Annotated in this window: 13 protein-coding genes; 3 read left to right on the top strand and 10 right to left on the bottom strand. The window is 63.7% G+C overall.

Annotated features, from left to right (window positions below):
• Positions 1–5: 5 nt before the first annotated feature.
• Both ACZ1J6_RS23345 and ACZ1J6_RS23340 read right to left on the bottom strand, forming a co-directional pair.
• Complete coding sequence (locus ACZ1J6_RS23345) at positions 6–1,091, bottom strand: HlyD family secretion protein (RefSeq protein WP_465128686.1); 1,086 nt, start codon at positions 1,089–1,091, stop codon at positions 6–8.
• Positions 1,088–2,665: an MFS transporter gene (locus ACZ1J6_RS23340; protein ID WP_465128685.1), complete on the bottom strand. Its 1,578-nt coding sequence runs from the start codon at positions 2,663–2,665 to the stop codon at positions 1,088–1,090. The genes ACZ1J6_RS23345 and ACZ1J6_RS23340 overlap by 4 nt, the downstream gene beginning before the upstream one ends.
• 298 nt (positions 2,666–2,963) lie before the next feature.
• On the opposite strand from ACZ1J6_RS23340, the gene ACZ1J6_RS23335 reads away from it, so the two are divergent.
• On the top strand, positions 2,964–3,875 hold the full coding sequence (locus ACZ1J6_RS23335; RefSeq protein ID WP_465128838.1) for a LysR family transcriptional regulator: 912 nt from the start codon (positions 2,964–2,966) through the stop codon (positions 3,873–3,875).
• A gap of 659 nt (positions 3,876–4,534) precedes the next feature.
• On the opposite strand, the gene ACZ1J6_RS23330 is transcribed toward ACZ1J6_RS23335, so the two are convergent.
• The 8 genes from ACZ1J6_RS23330 to rpiA form a co-directional block, all read right to left on the bottom strand.
• Complete coding sequence (locus ACZ1J6_RS23330) at positions 4,535–5,824, bottom strand: glycoside hydrolase family 130 protein (RefSeq protein ID WP_465128684.1); 1,290 nt, start codon at positions 5,822–5,824, stop codon at positions 4,535–4,537.
• Positions 5,825–5,905: 81 nt separating this feature from the next.
• Positions 5,906–6,748 (bottom strand): Cof-type HAD-IIB family hydrolase, encoded by an 843-nt coding sequence (locus ACZ1J6_RS23325; protein ID WP_465128683.1) that lies wholly within the window; start codon positions 6,746–6,748, stop codon positions 5,906–5,908.
• A 4-nt stretch (positions 6,749–6,752) separates the two neighbouring features.
• On the bottom strand, positions 6,753–8,219 hold the full coding sequence (gene zwf / locus ACZ1J6_RS23320; protein ID WP_465128682.1) for a glucose-6-phosphate dehydrogenase: 1,467 nt from the start codon (positions 8,217–8,219) through the stop codon (positions 6,753–6,755).
• Positions 8,216–9,196: a phosphogluconate dehydrogenase (NAD(+)-dependent, decarboxylating) gene (gene gnd, locus ACZ1J6_RS23315; RefSeq protein ID WP_465128681.1), complete on the bottom strand. Its 981-nt coding sequence runs from the start codon at positions 9,194–9,196 to the stop codon at positions 8,216–8,218. Before gnd ends, zwf begins: the two co-directional genes overlap by 4 nt.
• A 15-nt stretch (positions 9,197–9,211) precedes the next feature.
• Complete coding sequence (locus ACZ1J6_RS23310; protein WP_465128680.1) at positions 9,212–11,986, bottom strand: bifunctional transaldolase/phosoglucose isomerase; 2,775 nt, start codon at positions 11,984–11,986, stop codon at positions 9,212–9,214.
• Positions 11,983–14,070, bottom strand: a complete 2,088-nt coding sequence (tkt, locus tag ACZ1J6_RS23305) for a transketolase (protein ID WP_465128679.1) — start codon at positions 14,068–14,070, stop codon at positions 11,983–11,985. Before tkt ends, ACZ1J6_RS23310 begins: the two co-directional genes overlap by 4 nt.
• 331 nt (positions 14,071–14,401) lie before the next feature.
• Positions 14,402–15,073 carry a ribulose-phosphate 3-epimerase gene (rpe, locus tag ACZ1J6_RS23300; protein ID WP_465128678.1) on the bottom strand — a complete coding sequence of 224 codons (672 nt, stop codon included), beginning with the start codon at positions 15,071–15,073 and terminating at the stop codon, positions 14,402–14,404.
• Positions 15,058–15,768, bottom strand: a complete 711-nt coding sequence (gene rpiA / locus ACZ1J6_RS23295) for a ribose-5-phosphate isomerase RpiA (RefSeq protein WP_465128677.1) — start codon at positions 15,766–15,768, stop codon at positions 15,058–15,060. Before rpiA ends, rpe begins: the two co-directional genes overlap by 16 nt.
• Before the next feature lie 830 nt (positions 15,769–16,598).
• Between rpiA and ACZ1J6_RS23290 the strand changes: the two genes are divergently transcribed.
• Together ACZ1J6_RS23290 and ACZ1J6_RS23285 are read left to right on the top strand one after the other, a co-directional pair.
• Positions 16,599–17,723 carry a Fic family protein gene (locus ACZ1J6_RS23290; protein ID WP_465128676.1) on the top strand — a complete coding sequence of 375 codons (1,125 nt, stop codon included), beginning with the start codon at positions 16,599–16,601 and terminating at the stop codon, positions 17,721–17,723.
• A gap of 188 nt (positions 17,724–17,911) precedes the next feature.
• Positions 17,912–18,196 carry a hypothetical protein gene (locus ACZ1J6_RS23285; protein WP_465128675.1) on the top strand — a complete coding sequence of 95 codons (285 nt, stop codon included), beginning with the start codon at positions 17,912–17,914 and terminating at the stop codon, positions 18,194–18,196.
• Positions 18,197–18,201: the final 5 nt, after the last annotated feature.

Here is an 18,201-nt window from a genome sequence, read left to right as displayed (position 1 = left end):
GATGTTCACCGCTGTGCCGCTCCCGAAACGGGCGCATCGCCGGGGGCGGTCACGTCCACCGTCGGCACGACCGAGAGCCCTACATGCAGGCGCGCGGCATCGACCTGCCCCGGATCGAGGGTGAGCTTGACCGGCAGGCGTTGCACCACCTTGGTGAAATTGCCGGTGGCGTTGTCCGGCGCGATGGGGGCAAGCGCAAGTCCGGTAACCGGCGCAAGACTATCGACATGCGCCTTGAGCCTGACTCCAGGCAGGCTGTCGACGCTGATCGTTGCGGGCTGTCCGATCCGCATGTTGGCGAGCTGGTTTTCCCGGAAATTGGCCAGGACATAGACTTTTGTCAGCGGGACAACGGCGAGCAGCGGCGTGCCTGCCTCGACGATCGCGCCGACCCGGATGGTGCGTTGGCCAACCAGGCCGTCGATCGGCGCGCGGATCTCGGTGTAGGAAAGGTTGAGCCGCGCCTGGTCGAGCACCGCCTGCGCGCGGCCGAGCGCGCCGACCGCCTTGGAACGTCCTGCTTGCAGAACGCCCAATTGCTGCTGCGCGGCGGTGAGCGCCGAACGGTCATGGTCGCTGGTAGCCAACCGCTCGGCGAGCGTGCTGTCGGCCTGCTGCTTTTCCTGCGTCGTGCCCGCGCCGCCTGCCGAAAGGTGGCGATAGCGTACGGCATTGGCCTGCGCAAAAGAGGCGGCTGCCCGGTCCGCGCGCAGTGTCGCTTCCGCCTGCGCGACTATTGCGGGATGGCGGGCAATCTCGGCATCGAAATTGGCGATGTCTGCCTGGGCGACGGCAACGTCCGCCTCGGCGCTGGCCAGCGCTGCGCGGAAGTCACGATCGTCGATCTTCGCCAGAAGCTGGCCGGCTTTCACCTGCTGATTGTCGTCGACCAGCAGTTCGGCGATCTGTCCGGGCACGCGCGGTGCCGCGATAGTGGCGTCCGCACGGACATAGGCGTCGTCGGTCGATTGCTGCCCGGCGGGCGCGGCGAGCCGGGCGCCGCCCAGCGCCATACCGGCGATGACCAGTACGGAAGTGGTGAGGAGGACATGCTTGCTGGAAGGGCGATAGGCCATGTTCGTCGCTTTCATTGGGTCTTGGCCGGGGCGGCGGCGCGGGGCGGATAGATGCGGGTTGGCATGATCGGGATGAGCAGGATCAGGCCGCAGGCGATACCGGCCATCACCATGTAGAGGTCGGCGGACATCAGCACTGCCGCCTGGGTGCGGATGCGCTCGGCCAGTTCGGAAAGTGCGGCGGGGTCGCAGCTGCCCGTCATGCCGCCTAGCTGGCCGCCCAGCCGGTCGACCAGCATCTCCGAATGGTAATGTTCGCGTACCGTGCCGAGCCCCTCGACAAGGCCAGTGCCAAGGGCAGCAGCGAAGCCCTTGACCGTGTTGAACATGGCCGAGGCCCACGGCCCCTCGACGGGAGGAAGGCCGGTCGTCGCCAGCATCAGCAGCGGGATGACGGCCATCGGCTGGCCCATGATCTGGAGCGCCTGTAGCAGGTAGAAGTTCTCCCGCACCCAGTCGGCGGTGACGAAACTGCCGAGCGCGCAGGAACTCGCGACCATCCCGAGCCCGATGGCCAGAACCCAGCGGCAGTCGACACGCTGGAGGTTGAGGATGGCCGCCGTGAGCGGCAGGGCGACGAGCTGCGGCAGCGCCACGATCAGCGCCAGCGGTGTGGTTTCCAGCGGGCGATAGCCGCGCGTTTCGGCCAGATAACCGCCGGGTATTACGATTACGCCGAGGAAAATCACCAGCACGCCTGCCAGAGTGATAAGCGCATGCGAGAAATTGCGCCGTCCCAGCATTTGGAGCTTGAAGAACGGCAGGGGGTGACTCCACTCGTTGACGAGGAAAAGCAGCAGGAGCAGTCCGCCGCCGCCGAACAGGGCGCAGATCAGGGGCGATTGCAGCCAGCCGAGCCGGTCGCCCTGCTCCAGCGCGATCACGAGCAGGGCGATAGCGGTAAAGCCGGTGACGAGGCCGATCCCGTCGAACGTCTTGAACCGTTCCAGTCGGAGCGGGTCCTGCGGAATACCCCAGGCTATGGCCAGCGCGCCCAGCAGGCACAGCGGCACGACCTGCCAGAACACCATCTGCCAACCGACGAAATCGGTCCAGAGCGCGGCCAGCGGGGTACCGAGGCCGGGGCCGAAAGTCGCCGTCAGCGCGTAACCGGCCAGTCCGTAGATCTTGATATTGGCAGGAAGGTACCGCAGCGCCACAGTCATCAGCATCGGCGGCAGGCACCCGCCCGCCAGACCCTGCAAGGCGCGCAATACATAGAAAGCGCCGACATTCGGTGCAAACGGACACAGCAGCCCCAGCAGCGCAAACGCGAGAACCGCGCCAATGGTGAAGCGCCGCAGCGAGAGAGTCACCGAGAACCAGGGCGCGAAGGCCATGGCGGCGACGTTGGTTGCGCCATAGAGAGCGGTGAGCCAGGTCCCTTCGTCATGGCCGATGCCCAAGACTCCACGCACGTCGACCAGCGCAACCTTGGTGACCTGTTCGTTCAGGCCAGCGGTAAGGGACACGAGGAGTACGCCGACCAGTCCCGTCGCGAGGCGCCGCCCGAACACTGGCAAAGCGGCCGCTGGTGGTGCCGTAGAGACGGGAACCTGGGTCAATGGAGCTGCGGCGATCGTTGTCACGATACGCTGCGCAAAACGAGAAATCGGTCAATTGGCATGGCAAGTCTCGCACGTCTTCGAACGGTGGCGAGTTCGATACCGCTGCAAATGCTGCTCAGAAATCGACTGCGCTGCACTTCATGAATGCACCAGACGCACTGGTCGAGAGCGCGAAACCCTGCAAAATCGGATACTTGTCCGTCTTGGCATTTTTGGAAGGAAGCAGAAATTGCCTCTCGTCGATTACGCGAATTCCGGGCAGGAACATTCAACAATAGCGCTCGGCATTGCGTCAGGCGTCATGACTGGACGGCCTGACGTGGAATATCCCGATCTCAACCTGCTGATTGCTCTCGACGCCCTGCTTATGGAGGAGAGTGTCGTCGGCGCAGCGCGGCGCATGAACCTGAGTGCGCCGGCAATGAGCCGCACACTAGCCCGCATACGCGTGGTACTCGGCGATCCGATCCTCGTTCTCGCGGGGCGAAAAATGGTGCCGACCCCTCGCGCGCTGGAGCTACGCGATCCGATCCACAGTCTGGTGAACCAGGCGCTTGGGTTCATGCAGCCGGCGGGCGAACGCGCGATAGCAACTCTCCGCCGCTGTTTTACCATCCGCGCCAACGATAGCTTCATCGTCGCTTTCGGTGCGCAACTCGCCCTGCGTCTGAGAGAAACGGCACCCGGTGTGACTGTTCGTTTTGCGCCGGAGGTCGGCGATGACGATGATGCCTTGCGCGAAGGCCATATTGATCTGTTCATCGGTGCGACCAATGCGCTCGATCCGGAAGTGCGGGTTCAGGCACTGCTAAAGACGGCAATCGTCGCAATCGCGCGGGAAGGACATGCGATCTTTGCCAACGAAATAACGGCGGAACGTTTCGCGGCGGTCGATCAGATCGTCGTCTCGCGTCGCGGCAGGTTGAGCGGCCCGATCGATGCGTCGCTCGCAGCTCTCAATCTGCGCCGCAGGATCGCGCTGACCGCCCCGACCTTCTCGACGGCACTGCTGCTGCTGCCAGGAAGCGAATTGCTGCTGCCACTACCCGATCTCTATCTGCTGGGCGACCAGCACCTACCCACAGGAATGCGTGCATTTCCCATCCCGCTCGACTTGCCCCCAGTGACATTGCGTCAGGCCTGGCATCCTCGTTTCGAGAACGATGCCGCCCATCGCTGGCTTCGTGGAATAATTCATGAGCTTTGCGGTGGTACACCTCTAGCGAGATGACCATGGTTCGCTTAATTTTTAAATTGGGATTGCCCCAAGCACCCAGTTTGCGCGGACGCGCGAGAAATCGTGGCCATCGTGGTTTTGAGGTTTATCTCATGCGGCAGGCAGCGACGTCCAGTATTGGGGCCTGCTCATGTTCCGGATGACGACAATAAGGGCCCTCACCGACTGGCTGCTGTCAGAGGAGCGAAAGGCGGCTTTTGTCAAATTAGACCGTTCGCACCCGCACACTGAATGTCTTGAGCTGGTCGCGACCTGCCACTACCGCCCTCCCCAGCCCGCGATGTGCGCCCTCATAACGGTCATTCCCAAGCTAAAATCAGGTTTCCGATTTCGGCCGGCCGATCATCGCCTGTAGATGCGACATCTCTACCGTTTTGAGCGATAGCGCAGCAGCTTTTTGACACGGGCTGACCATTCATCGTTTGCCTGACCGGCATCGTATGATGGCAGAAAGGGGGCTTTTCGGACTGGCCGCTTGTCGGCGGTCAAACGCGAAGCGTAACTGCTTCTGGTATATTAAAGCGCGCTGAGCGCTGCCAAGGCTTTGAAGTGCCGGTGGAAGGCCGAGACACTGAGCGCGGTCAATTTCGCCCATGGCTCTTCCCGGAGCAGCCGCGTGCATCTACGACTGCGCGCGAGCTGCGCATACGACGTTAGATTTGGACCATTGCGCCCAGCAAATCATCGAGATCTGCGACGGCAAAACATGTGGACTCATCGCCGACGCCATAGGGTAAAAGCACTCGTCTTTCGTGTACCAGTGCCCCGCAGCTGTATGTTACGTTGGGAACGTAGCCGCCGTGCTGCTCGGCGCTAGGGAAAATGAGGGGCGCGCTGGTGCGGGCCAGCACACGAGAGGGATCTGCCTTGTCGAGCAGGCACGCACCTATGCAGTAACCGCGCACCATGCCGACCCCATGGGTGAAGACGAGCCAGCCTTCCTCGATCTCGATCGGCGATCCGCAGTTCCCTAGCTGCACGAACTCCCACGGGAACTGCGGAGCCATGATGATGGAGCCCTCTTTCCAGACGTACAGGTCGTCGGAGCGCAGGAGCCAGATGTTTTCGCTGTCCTGCCGGCCGAGCATCACAAACTGGCCGTCGATCCGGCGCGGGAACAGCGCCATGCCCTTATAGCCCGTCATGGCGCCGGCCAGGGGGCGCATCTCGAAGGTGCGAAGATCGACGCCGCGCATCATTTCCTGCCAGGCGTTGAGCCCGTCATAGGCGGTATAGGTGCCGATCACGAGTTCGCTGCCGTCATCGTCGGTGAAATTGACCATCCGCAGGTCCTCCACGCCCTGGCGTTGGGATGGCAGGACGGGGAAGATGACGGTTTCCGAGATATCCTGGCTGTCGTCGCACAAGAGGCGGACCCAGCCTTCGTGGTCGCTCTCGATCCGGGGCGGGACGCTGTATTCGCTGGGTGGATCGATGGTCAGGGCCTCACCGCCCTCCCAAGTGCCGGTACGAAACGTAACCGAGGATATATGCCCTTCGCCGATGCCCCGCAGCGAGAGCAGGAACCGAATGCCGCTGCCTCCAACCTCGTTTTTTCCGGGCATACGCACGATGCTCGGGTTGAAGAGTGCGGCGGATTCGAAGGCGTATTCCTGGCTGAAATAGGCGCCGATGAGCAGGCGATCGCGTTCGCTGACGCCGCTCAGGTCGCCCAGTTCGTCACCAAGGGCCTCCAAGTGGCGCAGGAACGTGCCCTCGACGTTGCGGTGGCGTTCGCGCATGGGACCCGCGATGAAGTCGAACATCCGCTCGCGCACGCCGTCATCCAATGAGAGGATGCGTTGAACGACGACGTGCGGGCGGGGCGGGCGGCCTTCGGCGAAGGCTGGCGGATAATTAAAGGAGAACGGCCGGACCACCGTTCGGGAGGGATCGGGCCTGAGTTCCAGGTCGAGCTTGGTGAATACCTGCGCAGCTTCCATGCCCGTGTCTCCCATGGCAACGACATGCCGCGCCTCGCGAAACGAACGCGGCAGCGGCGACAAAGTTCGGATAGGCCCGTGCTATCCTGGAGCGCGACGTTCCAGTGACGCTGCGCCGCGAGCGGCGTAGTCTCCATTCAGCAGCGCTTCGATCGCTTGGGCGACGCCATCATCGTCGCTGCTCGCCGTCACGTGGTCGGCATGGGCCTTCACCTCGTCGGTGGCTTGCCCCATGGCGATGGAAAGACCGGCGCGCGAGAACATCGGCAGGTCGTTGGCCTGATCGCCGAGCACCGCCACATCTTCGGGTGGCACCCCAAAAGCCGCGGCGATGCGGCTGACGCCGTCGCCCTTGTTCGCCTGCGGGGCGGTTACGTCGAGGTAATAGGTCTGCGAGCGAGCGATGGTGGCGCGGACGCCTGCGAACTCCCTGGCAGCTTCGGCCAGCGCCGTCAGACAATGATCGTCGGGGCTGACACCGACGATCTTGTCGACGCGGCCAAGCAGCGCGGTGAAATCCTGCGTGATGACCGGCTGGACGTTGGCCGCCTTGACCTCGCGCAGGTTGTAGGGGTCGTCCGCCCTGTTCGAATACCACAATCCATCGGCAAAGACCCAGCAGGTGATCCCGGCTTTGCGCACCAGTTCGATGACCCGGCGCGCGACTTCGGGCTCCAGGCCATGGCGCTCGACGACCGTACCGTCGCGCATGAACACGGTGCCGCCGTTGAATGCACCGAACGGTCCCGGGAGGCCGATTTCCTCCGCGATCCACCCGATGCCAGACGGCGGACGGGCGCTGATGAGACTCATCGGCACCCCCGCCGCAACCAACTTGCGCGCCGCAGCAACGGTGGCTGGTGCCAGTGACTTGTCGGTGCGGACGAGTGTGCCGTCGATGTCGGAAACGAGGAGGCGGATCATATGCTCATCCCAGGGAGTTCCAGTGCCGGCCGTCGCGCGCCAGCAAGGTTTCGGCGCCGGCAGGCCCATCGCTGCCCGCTTCGTAATCCTCGGGCTGTCCGGCTGTCTGCCAGCTTTCGAGCACCGGCTCCATCGCAGCCCAGCCTGCCTCGATCATGTCCGCCCGTTGGAACAGCGTCTGGTCGCCGATGAAGGCATCGTAGAGCAGCGTCTCGTATCCGGTGCGATGACCCATGGAGAAGGCATCGGCATAGGCGAAGTCCATGCTGACTTCGGCGGTATCGACCAGCGGTCCGGGCTTCTTGGCAAGGAAGCGGAGCGACATGCCCTCCTGCGGCTGGATCTGCAGGACCAGCCGATTGGGCGGTAGCTGGCCGACGTCGGTGTCGCGGAAAAGGGCGAACGCCACCGGCTTGAACTGCAGGACGATCTCGGTGTCACGCGCCGTCATCGCCTTGCCGGTGCGCAGGTAGAACGGCACCCCGACCCAGCGCCAGGAATCGATCTCCACTTTCACCGCCGCATAAGTCTCGGTGCAGCTGCCGGAGGCGACATCGGCTTCGTTCAGGTAGTCCGGCACATCCTTGTCGCCTGCGCGCCCCGCCACGTACCGGCCCCGCACGGCATAGGTCTCCACCTCGGCGGCGCGCGGACCGCGCACCGCCGCCAGGACTTTCCCCTTTTCGTTGCGCACCGCTTCGGCATCAAACGAGTTGGGCGGCTCCATCGCCACCATCGCAAGGAGCTGGAACAGGTGGTTGGGCACCATGTCGCGCAGGGCGCCGGTGGCGTCGTAGAACTTGCCGCGCGTGTCGATCGAGACGGTCTCGGCCGCAGTGATCTGGACATGGTCGATATAGCGGTTGTTCCAGATCGCTTCGAACAGGTGATTGCCGAAACGCGCGACCATGATGTTCTGGACCGTCTCCTTGCCCAGGAAATGATCGACCCGGTAGATCTGGCCCTCGGGAATGCAGGCAAGCAACCTGGCATTGAGATCCCGCGCAGAAGCAAGATCACGGCCGAACGGCTTTTCCACCAGGACCCTGCGGAAGCCTTCGTCCTCGTCCAGCACCTTGGCTGCCGCCAGTTTCTCCACCGCGGGACCGAAGAACTGCGGCGCGGTGGCGAGATAGAACACCGCGTTGCCGCTCACCCGCTTCGCCAACTCGGCATAAGTCGTGTCCTGTTCGAAGTCTCCCTGCAGGTAGCCGATCCGGCGCCGGAGCGATTGCCAGGCATCACCGCCGCGCTCCTCCTCCGGGATGAAGGACTCCAGCTCGCCGCGCAGCTTCTCGTCGTCGGCATCGTGGTGGCTCACGCCCAAGACTGCGAAATCTTCGGGGATCAAGCCATCGCGCACGAGGTTGAAAATAGAGGGCACGAGCAGGCGCCGGGCGAGGTCGCCCATCGCGCCGAAGATGACGAGCGTGGCCGCCGGTGCCACCGCCGGCCCCTTGCCGTCCGTCACTGCGGCATCTCGACGTGGCCGCCGAAGCCGAAGCGCATGGCTGACAGCAGCTTGTCGCCGAAGGTCGTGTCGACGCGGCTACGGTAGCGCGCGAACAGCGCGGCAGACAGCACGTAGACTGGCACCGCCTCCTCCATCGCGGCATCGATCGTCCAATGGCCTTCGCCGGAATCCGCGACGCGGCCGGTGAACTGCTCAAGCATGGGATCCTTGGCAAGACCGATGGCGGTGAGGTCGAGCAGCCAGGACGAGATGACGCTGCCCCGCCGCCAGACCTCCGCGACGTCGGGGAGGCTTATGTCGAACCGCTCATCCTCGGGCAGTTTGTTGGAAGCGCGGCCCTTGAGCACGTCAAACCCCTCGGCATAGGCCTGCATGAGGCCGTATTCGATGCCGTTGTGAACCATTTTGACGAAGTGGCCCGCTCCCGCTGGCCCTGCATGGATATAGCCCCGCTCGGCGCGGTCGTCGGTCGCATCACGCCCGTCGGTGCATGGGATCGTGCCGTAGCCGGGCGCCATGGTGTCGAAGATCGGATCGAGCAGGTCGACCGTCTCCTTGTCGCCGCCGATCATCATGCAGTACCCGCGCTCGAGCCCCCAGACGCCGCCCGAGGTGCCAACGTCGACGTAGTGCAGGTCCTTCTCGCGGCAGGCCTTGGCGCGGCGGATGTCGTCCTTGTAGAAGCTGTTGCCGCCGTCGATGAGGATGTCACCCGGCGAGGCAAGATCCATCAGCTGGGTGATCGTGTCTTCGGTCGGCGCGCCCGCGGGGAGCATGATCCAGAAGATGCGGGGGCCGCCGTCGAACTTGCCGATGATGTCGGACACCGAGCTGGCGGCTATCGCCCCCTCTCCCGCCAGTTCGGCGACGGCGGGTTCGTTGCGGTCGAAGGCGACGATCTCGTGGCCTCCGCGCATCAGGCGGCGGGCGATGTTGGCTCCCATTCGGCCCAGGCCGATCATGGCGATACGCATACTTGGTGATCCTTCCTAGAGAGTCGCGGCCGAGACCAGCGCGGCGTCCAGCGCCGACACGTCTCCGGTCTTGAGATGAACGCGCAGCGCCCGCTGTCCGCGCTCAACGAGCACGTCGAAATCACCGCGCGCCTGCGCCAGTTGCACGGTGCCGAAGCTGGCCTTCCGCCCCGGCACGGCAAGGTCGCGGCTGGGCATTCGGGTGACTTCGATGAACGTCCCGGTGGCCGGGCCGCCCTTGTAGGCTTGCCCGGTCGAGTGCAGGAACCGCGGCCCGAAGCCGCTGACCGTGGCGACCCTCCTGGCATCACGCACCGCCGTGCGCATCCGGCCAAGCGCCGCCTCGTTGTCGGCGTCCCGCTCGATATAGGCGAGGATGCCGAGGTAGCTGCCGACTTTGAGCTGCGCCAGATGGCCTGCAAGGACACCGGCAAGGCTTGTCTCGTCAAAGGTGGTACCGGCAGGTGCGAATACAGCGACGGTGTCGTCCTCCCATACGGGCGTCTCGGGTTCGAGCGCGCCCGATTGCTCGTAGGCGTCGACCAGCTTGCGGGTTGCGATCTTGGCGTCCTCGACATCCGGCTGGTCGAAGGGATCGATGCCGATTACTGCCCCGGCGACGGCGGTGGCGATCTCCCAGCGGAAGAACTCCTGCGCCATCTGCAGGCGATCAGGCACGGTAATCGCGATGACCGGGTGCCCGGCCGCCGCAAGCGCATCGAGCCTGGCCTCGAGATCGGGATCCTGGTCGCCCGCGAGGTGCAGGTGCGCGAACATGCGGTCGGTGCCGTAGACTTCGGGTGGGCCCAGCGGCTCCAGGTCCACGGGCACGATGCCCCTGCCCTGCTTGCCGGTGGATTCGGCAATCAACTGCTCCAGCCACGAGCCGAACGGCTCCAGCCCGGCCGAGGGCACGATGGTCAGCTTGTCCCTGCCCGCCAGCGCCGCTTCGCCCAGGATCGCGCCGAGACGCAGCCCAGGATTGGCGGCGGGCGGCACGTCCTCGCCGCAGGCCAGGACCATCGGCCGGGTCGCGGCGAACAGCGCTTTCACGTCGATACCGGTCGCGGCCGCCGGAGCCATGCCGAACACCGAGAGGACCGAATAGCGCCCACCGATCGCCGGATCGCCGTGGAACACTTGGCGGAACCCAGCTTCGCCCGCCAGTGCCTCCAGCTTGGAACCGGGATCGGTGACGGCGACGAAGTGATCGGCCTGCTCGCCCGAGGCGGCGAAGAAGTAAGCGCGCAGCAGTTCGGGCTCCATCGTCGAGCCGGACTTGGACGAGACGATGAACAGCGTCTCCTTCGGATCGATCTGCGCGGCGACTGCGCCGATCTGCTCCGGGTCGGTGGTGTCGAGGACGTGGAGCCGGGGATATCCCGGCGCCGAGCCGAGCACGCGCGAGAGCACTTCTGGCCCCAGGCTCGATCCACCCATGCCCAGCAGTACGGCGTCCTTGAAGCCGCGCGCGGCCTCGGCAAGGTCCGACAGCTGCGCGAAGTCCACCTGCTTGCCTTCGCCCGCAGCCAGCCAGCCGAGCCATTTGCCCTCGTCGCCCCCGGTCCAGATCGACGCATCGCCTGCCCATAGCCCGCGCGACCACCCTGCCTCGCGCGCCGTCTCCAGACGCGCCTCCACGGCGCTGGCGAGTGTATCGGGCAGCCGCTCGGTCATCGCGTTCAGCTTGTCGCCGAACCATTTGGTGCGCCCGGACGCCACGCTGCCGAGTATTTTGTCGAACGAGTCGGCGAATGACGCCAACCCTTCGGTGAGCAGAATTTCGGTGACGCCCGGCAGGTCCAGCCCGAGCGCGTCGGCGTCGGCCAGCACTTGCTTTGCGGCATCGACATCGGCGGTGAGCGTCTGCGCGGTGGTGCCGTGGTCGCGGAAGCCATCCATCGTCTTGGGCGGCATGGTGTTGACCGTATCGGGCCCGATCAGGCTATCGATGTAGAGCGTGTCTGGGTAGGCCGCGTCCTTGGTCCCGGTCGAGGCCCAGAGCAGCCGCTGCGGCTTCGCGCCCTTGGCCGCCAGCGCCTGCCACCGCGGGGAGATAGAGGTGGCGATAAAGCTCTGGTAGGCCAGCTTGGCATTGGCGATCGCCACTTTGCCGCGCAGCGCCTCGAGCCGATCGCTTTCGGCATCGTTGTTGCCGATCCGCTCGTCGATGGCCTTGTCGATCTGCGTGTCGATGCGGCTCACGAAGAAGCTGGCGACACTGGCGATGCGATCTATCGGCTCACCCTTGGCGACGCGCGCTTCGAGGCCGGTGAGATAGGCCTCGGCCACCTGCTCGTAAGCGTCGATCGAGAACAGCAGCGTCACGTTGACGTTGATGCCGTCCTCGATCAGCTGCCGGATCGCGGGAACCCCGGCGGGCGTGCCCGGAACCTTGACCATCAGGTTCGGCCGGGCGACCACGTCCCAGAGCCGCCGCGCCTCTGAAATCGTGACTTCCGTGTTGTTCGCCGCGTAAGGCGAGACTTCGAGGCTCACGAAGCCGTCGCGCGTGTCGAGACGATCATAGACCGGTCTGAGCAGATCCGCCGCGCTGCGGATGTCGGGGATCGCCTCGCTTTCGTAGATGGCGCTGGTGCTACAGTCCCCATCGTCGACGGCGCGGCCGGCCAGTGCCTTTTCGAAGATCGAAGGGTTGGAGGTGACTCCGGTCAGGGCGTCCTCGTCGATCAGCTTGGCAAGGCCACCGCTGGCTATGAAGTCTCGTTCGATGAAATCGAGCCAGACTGCTTGCCCGGCGGCGTTCAGTTCTGCGAGACGACTAGTCATGACGCGGTCTTTCCGATGAGTTCACGAGCCATTTTCACGGCGTTGTCGACCGTGAACCCGTACTTGGCCTGAAGTTTGGCGAGCGGCGCGGAAGCACCGAAGGTCGACATGGTGATGGTCGCCCCGTCGAACCCGACATAGCGGTCCCAGCCCAGCGAGCCGGCCTGTTCGATCGCGAGCCGTGCCCGCACCGAGCGTGGGAATACGCTGACCCGGTAGGCATCGTCCTGCTTCTCGAACGCATGCCAGCTCGGCATCGAGACCACTCGCGAGCGCACCCCGTCCGCCGCCAGCCGATCATGCGCGTCCAGTGCCAGCGAAACTTCGCTGCCGGTGGCGATGAGGATGACCTCGGGATCGCCGTCAGCCGCGTCCGCCAACACATAGGCCCCGCGCCGCAGTCCGTCGGCACCGGCGAGGCGCGAGCGGTCGAGCGTGGGCAAGGCCTGGCGGGAGAGGACAAGCACCGTCGGTTCGTGCGTGGATTCCACTGCCACCTTCCACGCTTCGGCCACTTCGTTGGCGTCGCCAGGGCGGATCGTGTTGAGGCCCGGTATCGCCCGCAAGGTGGCAAGATGCTCGATCGGCTGGTGGGTGGGGCCATCCTCTCCGACGCCGATCGAGTCGTGGGTGAAGACGAAGATGGTCGGCAATTCCATGATCGCCGCCAGCCGGATCGGCGTGCGCATGTAGTCGGCGAAGACGAGGAACGTCGCCGTGTAGGAGCGCAGGTAGGACAGGGCCATGCCGTTCGCGATCGCGCCCATGGCGTGTTCGCGCACCCCGAAGTGCATATTGCGTCCGCCCGGCGTGTCGGCCTCGAAAGTGCCCGCGCCCTGGAACGTCAGGTTGGTCTTGGTGGAAGGGGCGAGGTCGGCGGCGCCCCCTATCAGCAGCGGGATGTGCGGGGCGATGGCGTTGAGCACCTTGCCGCCACTATCGCGCGAGGCGATGCCCTTGGCGTCGGTTTCGAACACGGGGATATCCTTGTCCCAACCCCCTGCCGCCTTGCCGGAACGCAAGTCGTCGAGTTCGCCCGCGAGTTCAGGGAACTGGTCGCGATAGCGATCGAACAGGGCGTCCCACTCCCGTCGCGCCTTGCCCCCGTTAGCGTCAAGGGCGGCGCGGAAGGTATCGGAGACACCGTCGGGCACCAGGAACGAGGAATCCTCAGGCCAGCCATAGGCCTTCTTGGTGAGGCGTACGTTCTCTTCGCCGAGCGCCTCTCCGTGCGCCTTCTCGCTGCCGGCCCGGGGCGAACCCCAGCCGATCACGGACCGCACGATGATAAGCGTGGGGCGGTCGTCGGTTGCGCGGAAGGTCTCGAGCGCACTGGCGACGGCGGCGGTGTCGTTAGCATCCGCCACTTCGAGGACGGCCCAGCCATAAGCGGCGAAGCGCTTGCCGACGTCTTCGGTGAAGGCGATCTGGGTCGACCCCTCGATCGAGATGCTGTTGTCATCGTAGATCCAGCATAGGTTCGACAGGCGCAAGTGCCCGGCGAGCGAGGCCGCTTCGGCCGAGATACCTTCCATCATGTCACCGTCGCCGCACATCGCGTAGACGTCGTGGTCGAACAGCGTGAAGCCGGGCCGATTGAAGCGCGCGGCAAGCGCGCGCTCAGCGATCGCCATGCCTACCGCGTTGGCGACGCCCTGGCCCAGCGGGCCTGTCGTCGTCTCGATACCGGTGGTCATGCGGTATTCGGGATGGCCCGGCGTCTTGGAGCCCAGCTGGCGGAACTGCCGGATATCGTCGAGGCTGACCGCCAGCTGGCCGGTCTTGCGCCCATCTGCGTCGATCTCCTCAACCCCAGCGAGGTGGAGCAGGGCGTAGAGCAGCATCGAGGCATGGCCGATCGAAAGCACGAAACGGTCGCGGTTGGGCCAATCGGGCGCGGCCGGATCATACCGCAGAAAGTCGCGCCATAGGGTATAGCCGACCGGCGCCATGGCCATGGGCGTACCCGGATGGCCGGAGTTCGCTTTCTGGACTGCGTCCATCGCCAGAGTGCGGATCGTATCGATCGCCTGCCGTCTGGCGTCGGCATCCGAGGCGAGAGTGCGCGTGTCTAGGCTGGCCATGAGGCTCTCCTGTCAGCTATTTCAGAGCAATTACGTATCGCTAATGCAGCACCGTCCGGCGCGCTCCCGCACATGGGCAGTGGCTGCGCCGGGCAGCCCTCGCCGCGGGCGGAACAGAACTTATGTCCGGCCGCCAGCGATGCGATAACCATGACAAGGTTTTCAAGGGCTCGCCCTATGTGGCCGAGTCATCTCTCGTGACGGGAGGGCGGGTCTTGCGTCCGATCCGGGTTCGGTGGCCATCGTGGACTCCGTGATGCACCTCCATAACGGCAGCGGGCGCCTATTGTTTCTGGAATGTCTAAAACGCTTCAGAAAAGGATTCCGGGCCTTAACCGGCGGCGGCGAGCCTGAGGGAAGCGACGGCCTGCCCGTAGTCATCGGCACCGAAGATCGCCGTGACGGCGACGATGACATCCGCGCCGGCCTCGATCGTTTTGCGCACGGTCAGCGGGTCCTGCCCGCCATCTACCTCGATGTGCGGATCAAGGCCGCGTTCCCGGCAAAGGCGGCTCAGGTCGGCGATCTTAGGAAGCATCTCGGGCAGGAACCGTTGGCCGCCGAATCCGGGGTTAACCGTCATCACCAGGACCACGCCGACGAGGTGCAGTACTTGCTCGATCCAGGCGATCGGTGTCGCCGGGTCTACGACAACGCCGGGCTGACTGCCCAGTTCGCGAACCTGACTCAAGACCCGGTGGAGGTGAACGGTCGAGCCCGGCTCCGACTGGATGAGAATATGGTCAGCGCCGGCCTTGGCGTAGCGCTCGATCGTACGCTCAGGCTCCACCACCATCAGGTGCACGTTGAGCGGCTTTTGGGTGGAGCACCTGATCGCTTCGACGACTGTCGGCTCGATCGAGATTTCCGGCACGAAAAGGCCATCCATGATGTCCACGTGTATCCAGTCCGCGCCCGCGCGGTCGACAGCCCGTACTTCCTCGCCCAGCCGCGTGAAATCGGCGGCGAGCACGGAGGGCGCGATTTTTATGTCCCGGGCCATGCAGGTGCCGGCCTTTCCAAAAGTCGCACGCGATCACCCTCGGCCAGGTAGACGGCGTCTATTTCGTTTGCGAAGAAACCGTGCCCCATGATCCCGGGGATGGCCTGCAAGTGGATCGCGAAGGCCTCGAGATCGAAGCCAGCGGGCGCAGTGCAGTCGAGCACGAGATTATCCTGGTCGGTCCGGTAGGGTTTGCCTGCCTCGATCCCGCGCAGGTTTGCTGTGGCACCCAAGCATTCGATCTGGTTCGTTACGAAAGCCTGGGCGAACGGTAGAATCTCGACAGGCAATGGCCCCGGCGGCAAGCGGGACACATGCTTGCTGGCATCGCAGATTGCAATCATGCGGGCGGCGGCTTGCGCCACGATCTTCTCGCGCAGCATCGCACCGCCCGCACCCTTGATCGCACACAGGCGTGGGTCAATCTGATCCACACCGTCTATGGCAAGGTCGACATGCGACACCGTGCTGAAATCCAGTACCTCGATGCCTGAAGCCTTGGCAGCGTGCTCGGTGCGCAGCGAGGTCGCGACTACCCGAACCGAAAGCCCTTCCCGGCAGCGCCGCGCCAACGCCGCGATCGCAAAGGCGACGGTGCTACCCGTGCCAAGCCCGACCATCATCCCGTCAGCGACTTCGCCCACCGCCGCCTGAGCTGCAGCTCGTTTCTCGTCATCAGAATCACGCAGGTCCATCCCACCTCAAACGCGCATAGCGCATAACGGCTGCCTAGGTCGGCGGAGGGGCTCGCGTCATTGCCGGGCGATAACTCCTCCAGAAACGCGAACTTTCAGGTCCCGCCGACGAAGCCGACATAGACCACGTCATCTCGGCTCCCTGATAGCTGCCGTCGGTTCACCAATTTGTTGATGGACCTGAGCCGGACGTGGGATTAGCGGCCATATTCGTGAGCCGCTACTGGAACCTGCAAACTTCGATGCATGCACTTCATGCATAGCCTCAATCAGTCACGACCTTATGGGAGGAGCCGCCCGTGCCGCCCAATCCATCGAGAGTACAGAACCTCAGTCAGTGGCTTGTTTGCACGGGAGCGTGCCGCTCCGAAACCTCGGTGAGTGGATAGGACGACCTATCTCGAATGGAAGACTTGGCAGCAGCCCAGTCCACAAACATGGGGATTTGTTCGATTCCAAAGTTTTGAAGTTGCTGCTGGCCTGGATGATGTCGCCCTCAAAGTTTAGGTGACCGTTAGCAAGCTCGTTCGAGCCTTCGGGTGTGATACCGACAAAAGCAATCGACGAGCTTCCCTTCCCGCTCAGTACGTCCGACGTTCCGGGAAGCGTCAGGCTGAGAATGCCGCTGTTGGGTGACGACGGGACTGCTGGCACCTCGACGGCTTCCGCCGGCAGGACGGTGAGTTCGCCGTTCGTGAACGATGTGCAACCATTCAATCTGCGCTCTCGGATGCGGTGATTGATCCTATGTTCGCCGCATATTTCGCGGCGAATATCGTTGCGCTATGCAGTGAATGATGAATATATTCACCGCATAAGGAGCGGTGTTTGTGCCCTATATCCATGAACTGACAGACTGGCCGAACCTAATCTGGAACGAGCCAGAACTCTTTCAACCACTTGCTGCCGTGCGTCACCGGCAAGGGCGATTGATCGGGCATATGGAGGCATTGGGCTTTCCTCTGCGTGAAGAAGCTGTGCTTCATGCGCTTACCGAGGATGTCCTCAAATCCAGCGAGATTGAAGGAGAGATTCTTGACAGGGAGCAAGTGCGCTCCTCTATCGCCCGCCGGCTCGGAATGGAGATCGGCGGACTGGTCGAAGTGGATCGTGATGTCGACGGCGTCGTGGAAATGATGCTGGATGCGACCCAGAATTATGCTCAACCTCTGACCGCTGAGCGCCTTTTCGACTGGCATGCGGCCCTATTCCCTACGGGACGAAGCGGGATGAGCCGCATTACGGTAGGTGCCTGGCGAGGTATTGAAGGTGGCGCGATGCAGGTCGTCTCCGGGCCGATTGGCCGTGAGCGCATACACTACCAAGCTCCATCATCGGATTTGATGGATCGGGAGATGTCCCGCTTCCTTGCGTGGTTCGAGACTGCCAGGCTCGATCCCGTTTTGAAGGCCGGCGTTGCGCACTTGTGGTTCGTAACGATCCATCCGTTTGATGATGGGAACGGACGCATCGCGCGCGCGATTGCTGATCTTGCGCTAGCGCGTGCGGAAGGAACGGCGCAACGCTTCTATAGCATGTCGGCTCAGATCCGTGCTGAGCGGAAGACGTATTATGACATGCTGGAAACGACGCAGAGAGGCGGGCTGGACATTACGGGGTGGCTGCTCTGGTTCATTGACTGCCTCGATCGTGCTTTCGATAGGGCTGAGTCGATTTTGGCCAACGTCATGCGCAAGGCGAGGTTTTGGGATTCAATGGTGGGCCAGTCTCTCAATGACCGACAGCAAAAGGTTCTCAATCGTGTCCTAAACGGTTTCGAGGGCAAACTGACCAATGCCAAGTGGGCAGCGATGACCAAGACATCCTCCGACACGGCTCTTCGCGACATCAATGATCTGGTTCGAAGAGGCATTCTGCAGAAGGATTCCGCCGGTGGACGCAGCGCTGGCTACTCGCTCGTAGATGAGGTCAAAATTTCGAATCGTAGCGCCTGAGTTCTATCAAGCGAGACCCGCAAACCGGGCGGGCTGCACTTGGAATCGGAAATCACCGGCCGAACGACCGACAAAGGTCGGGCGCTGAATGGCCCCTACGTGCACTCGGTGGGAATGGCGGCCAAGCGCCCTTTGCGGACATTGCTGCGGGGCACTAAGAAGTGGTTATGCCTCCCGCTAAACCACCAATGCCGCCACAGATGCCATGTGAACTTACCCAAGAGCAGGCTTCCTTCATTCGCGAGGCCGCACGACGCATTTTCGGAGAGGACGCTGTCGTGCGAAATTACGGCACCGATCCTAATGCTCTTGCAATTCACGTCGAAACCAGTGGCGTCCAGCGAGCTGTTTCCGGCTTCATCGGCATTCTCATGACGCGCCTCGACCATATACCGGCTGTGTCGATCACGGAACGCGGAACCAAGGCGCAAGGCAACGCAAAGGTTGCTTACCGACAGGGCAAAGTCCTGTAGGGCTA

The organism is Novosphingobium sp. BL-S-21 (assembly GCF_055521655.1).
The sequence above is the reverse complement of the archived record's forward strand: the minus strand, read 5'-3'. Positions and strand labels throughout refer to the sequence as shown.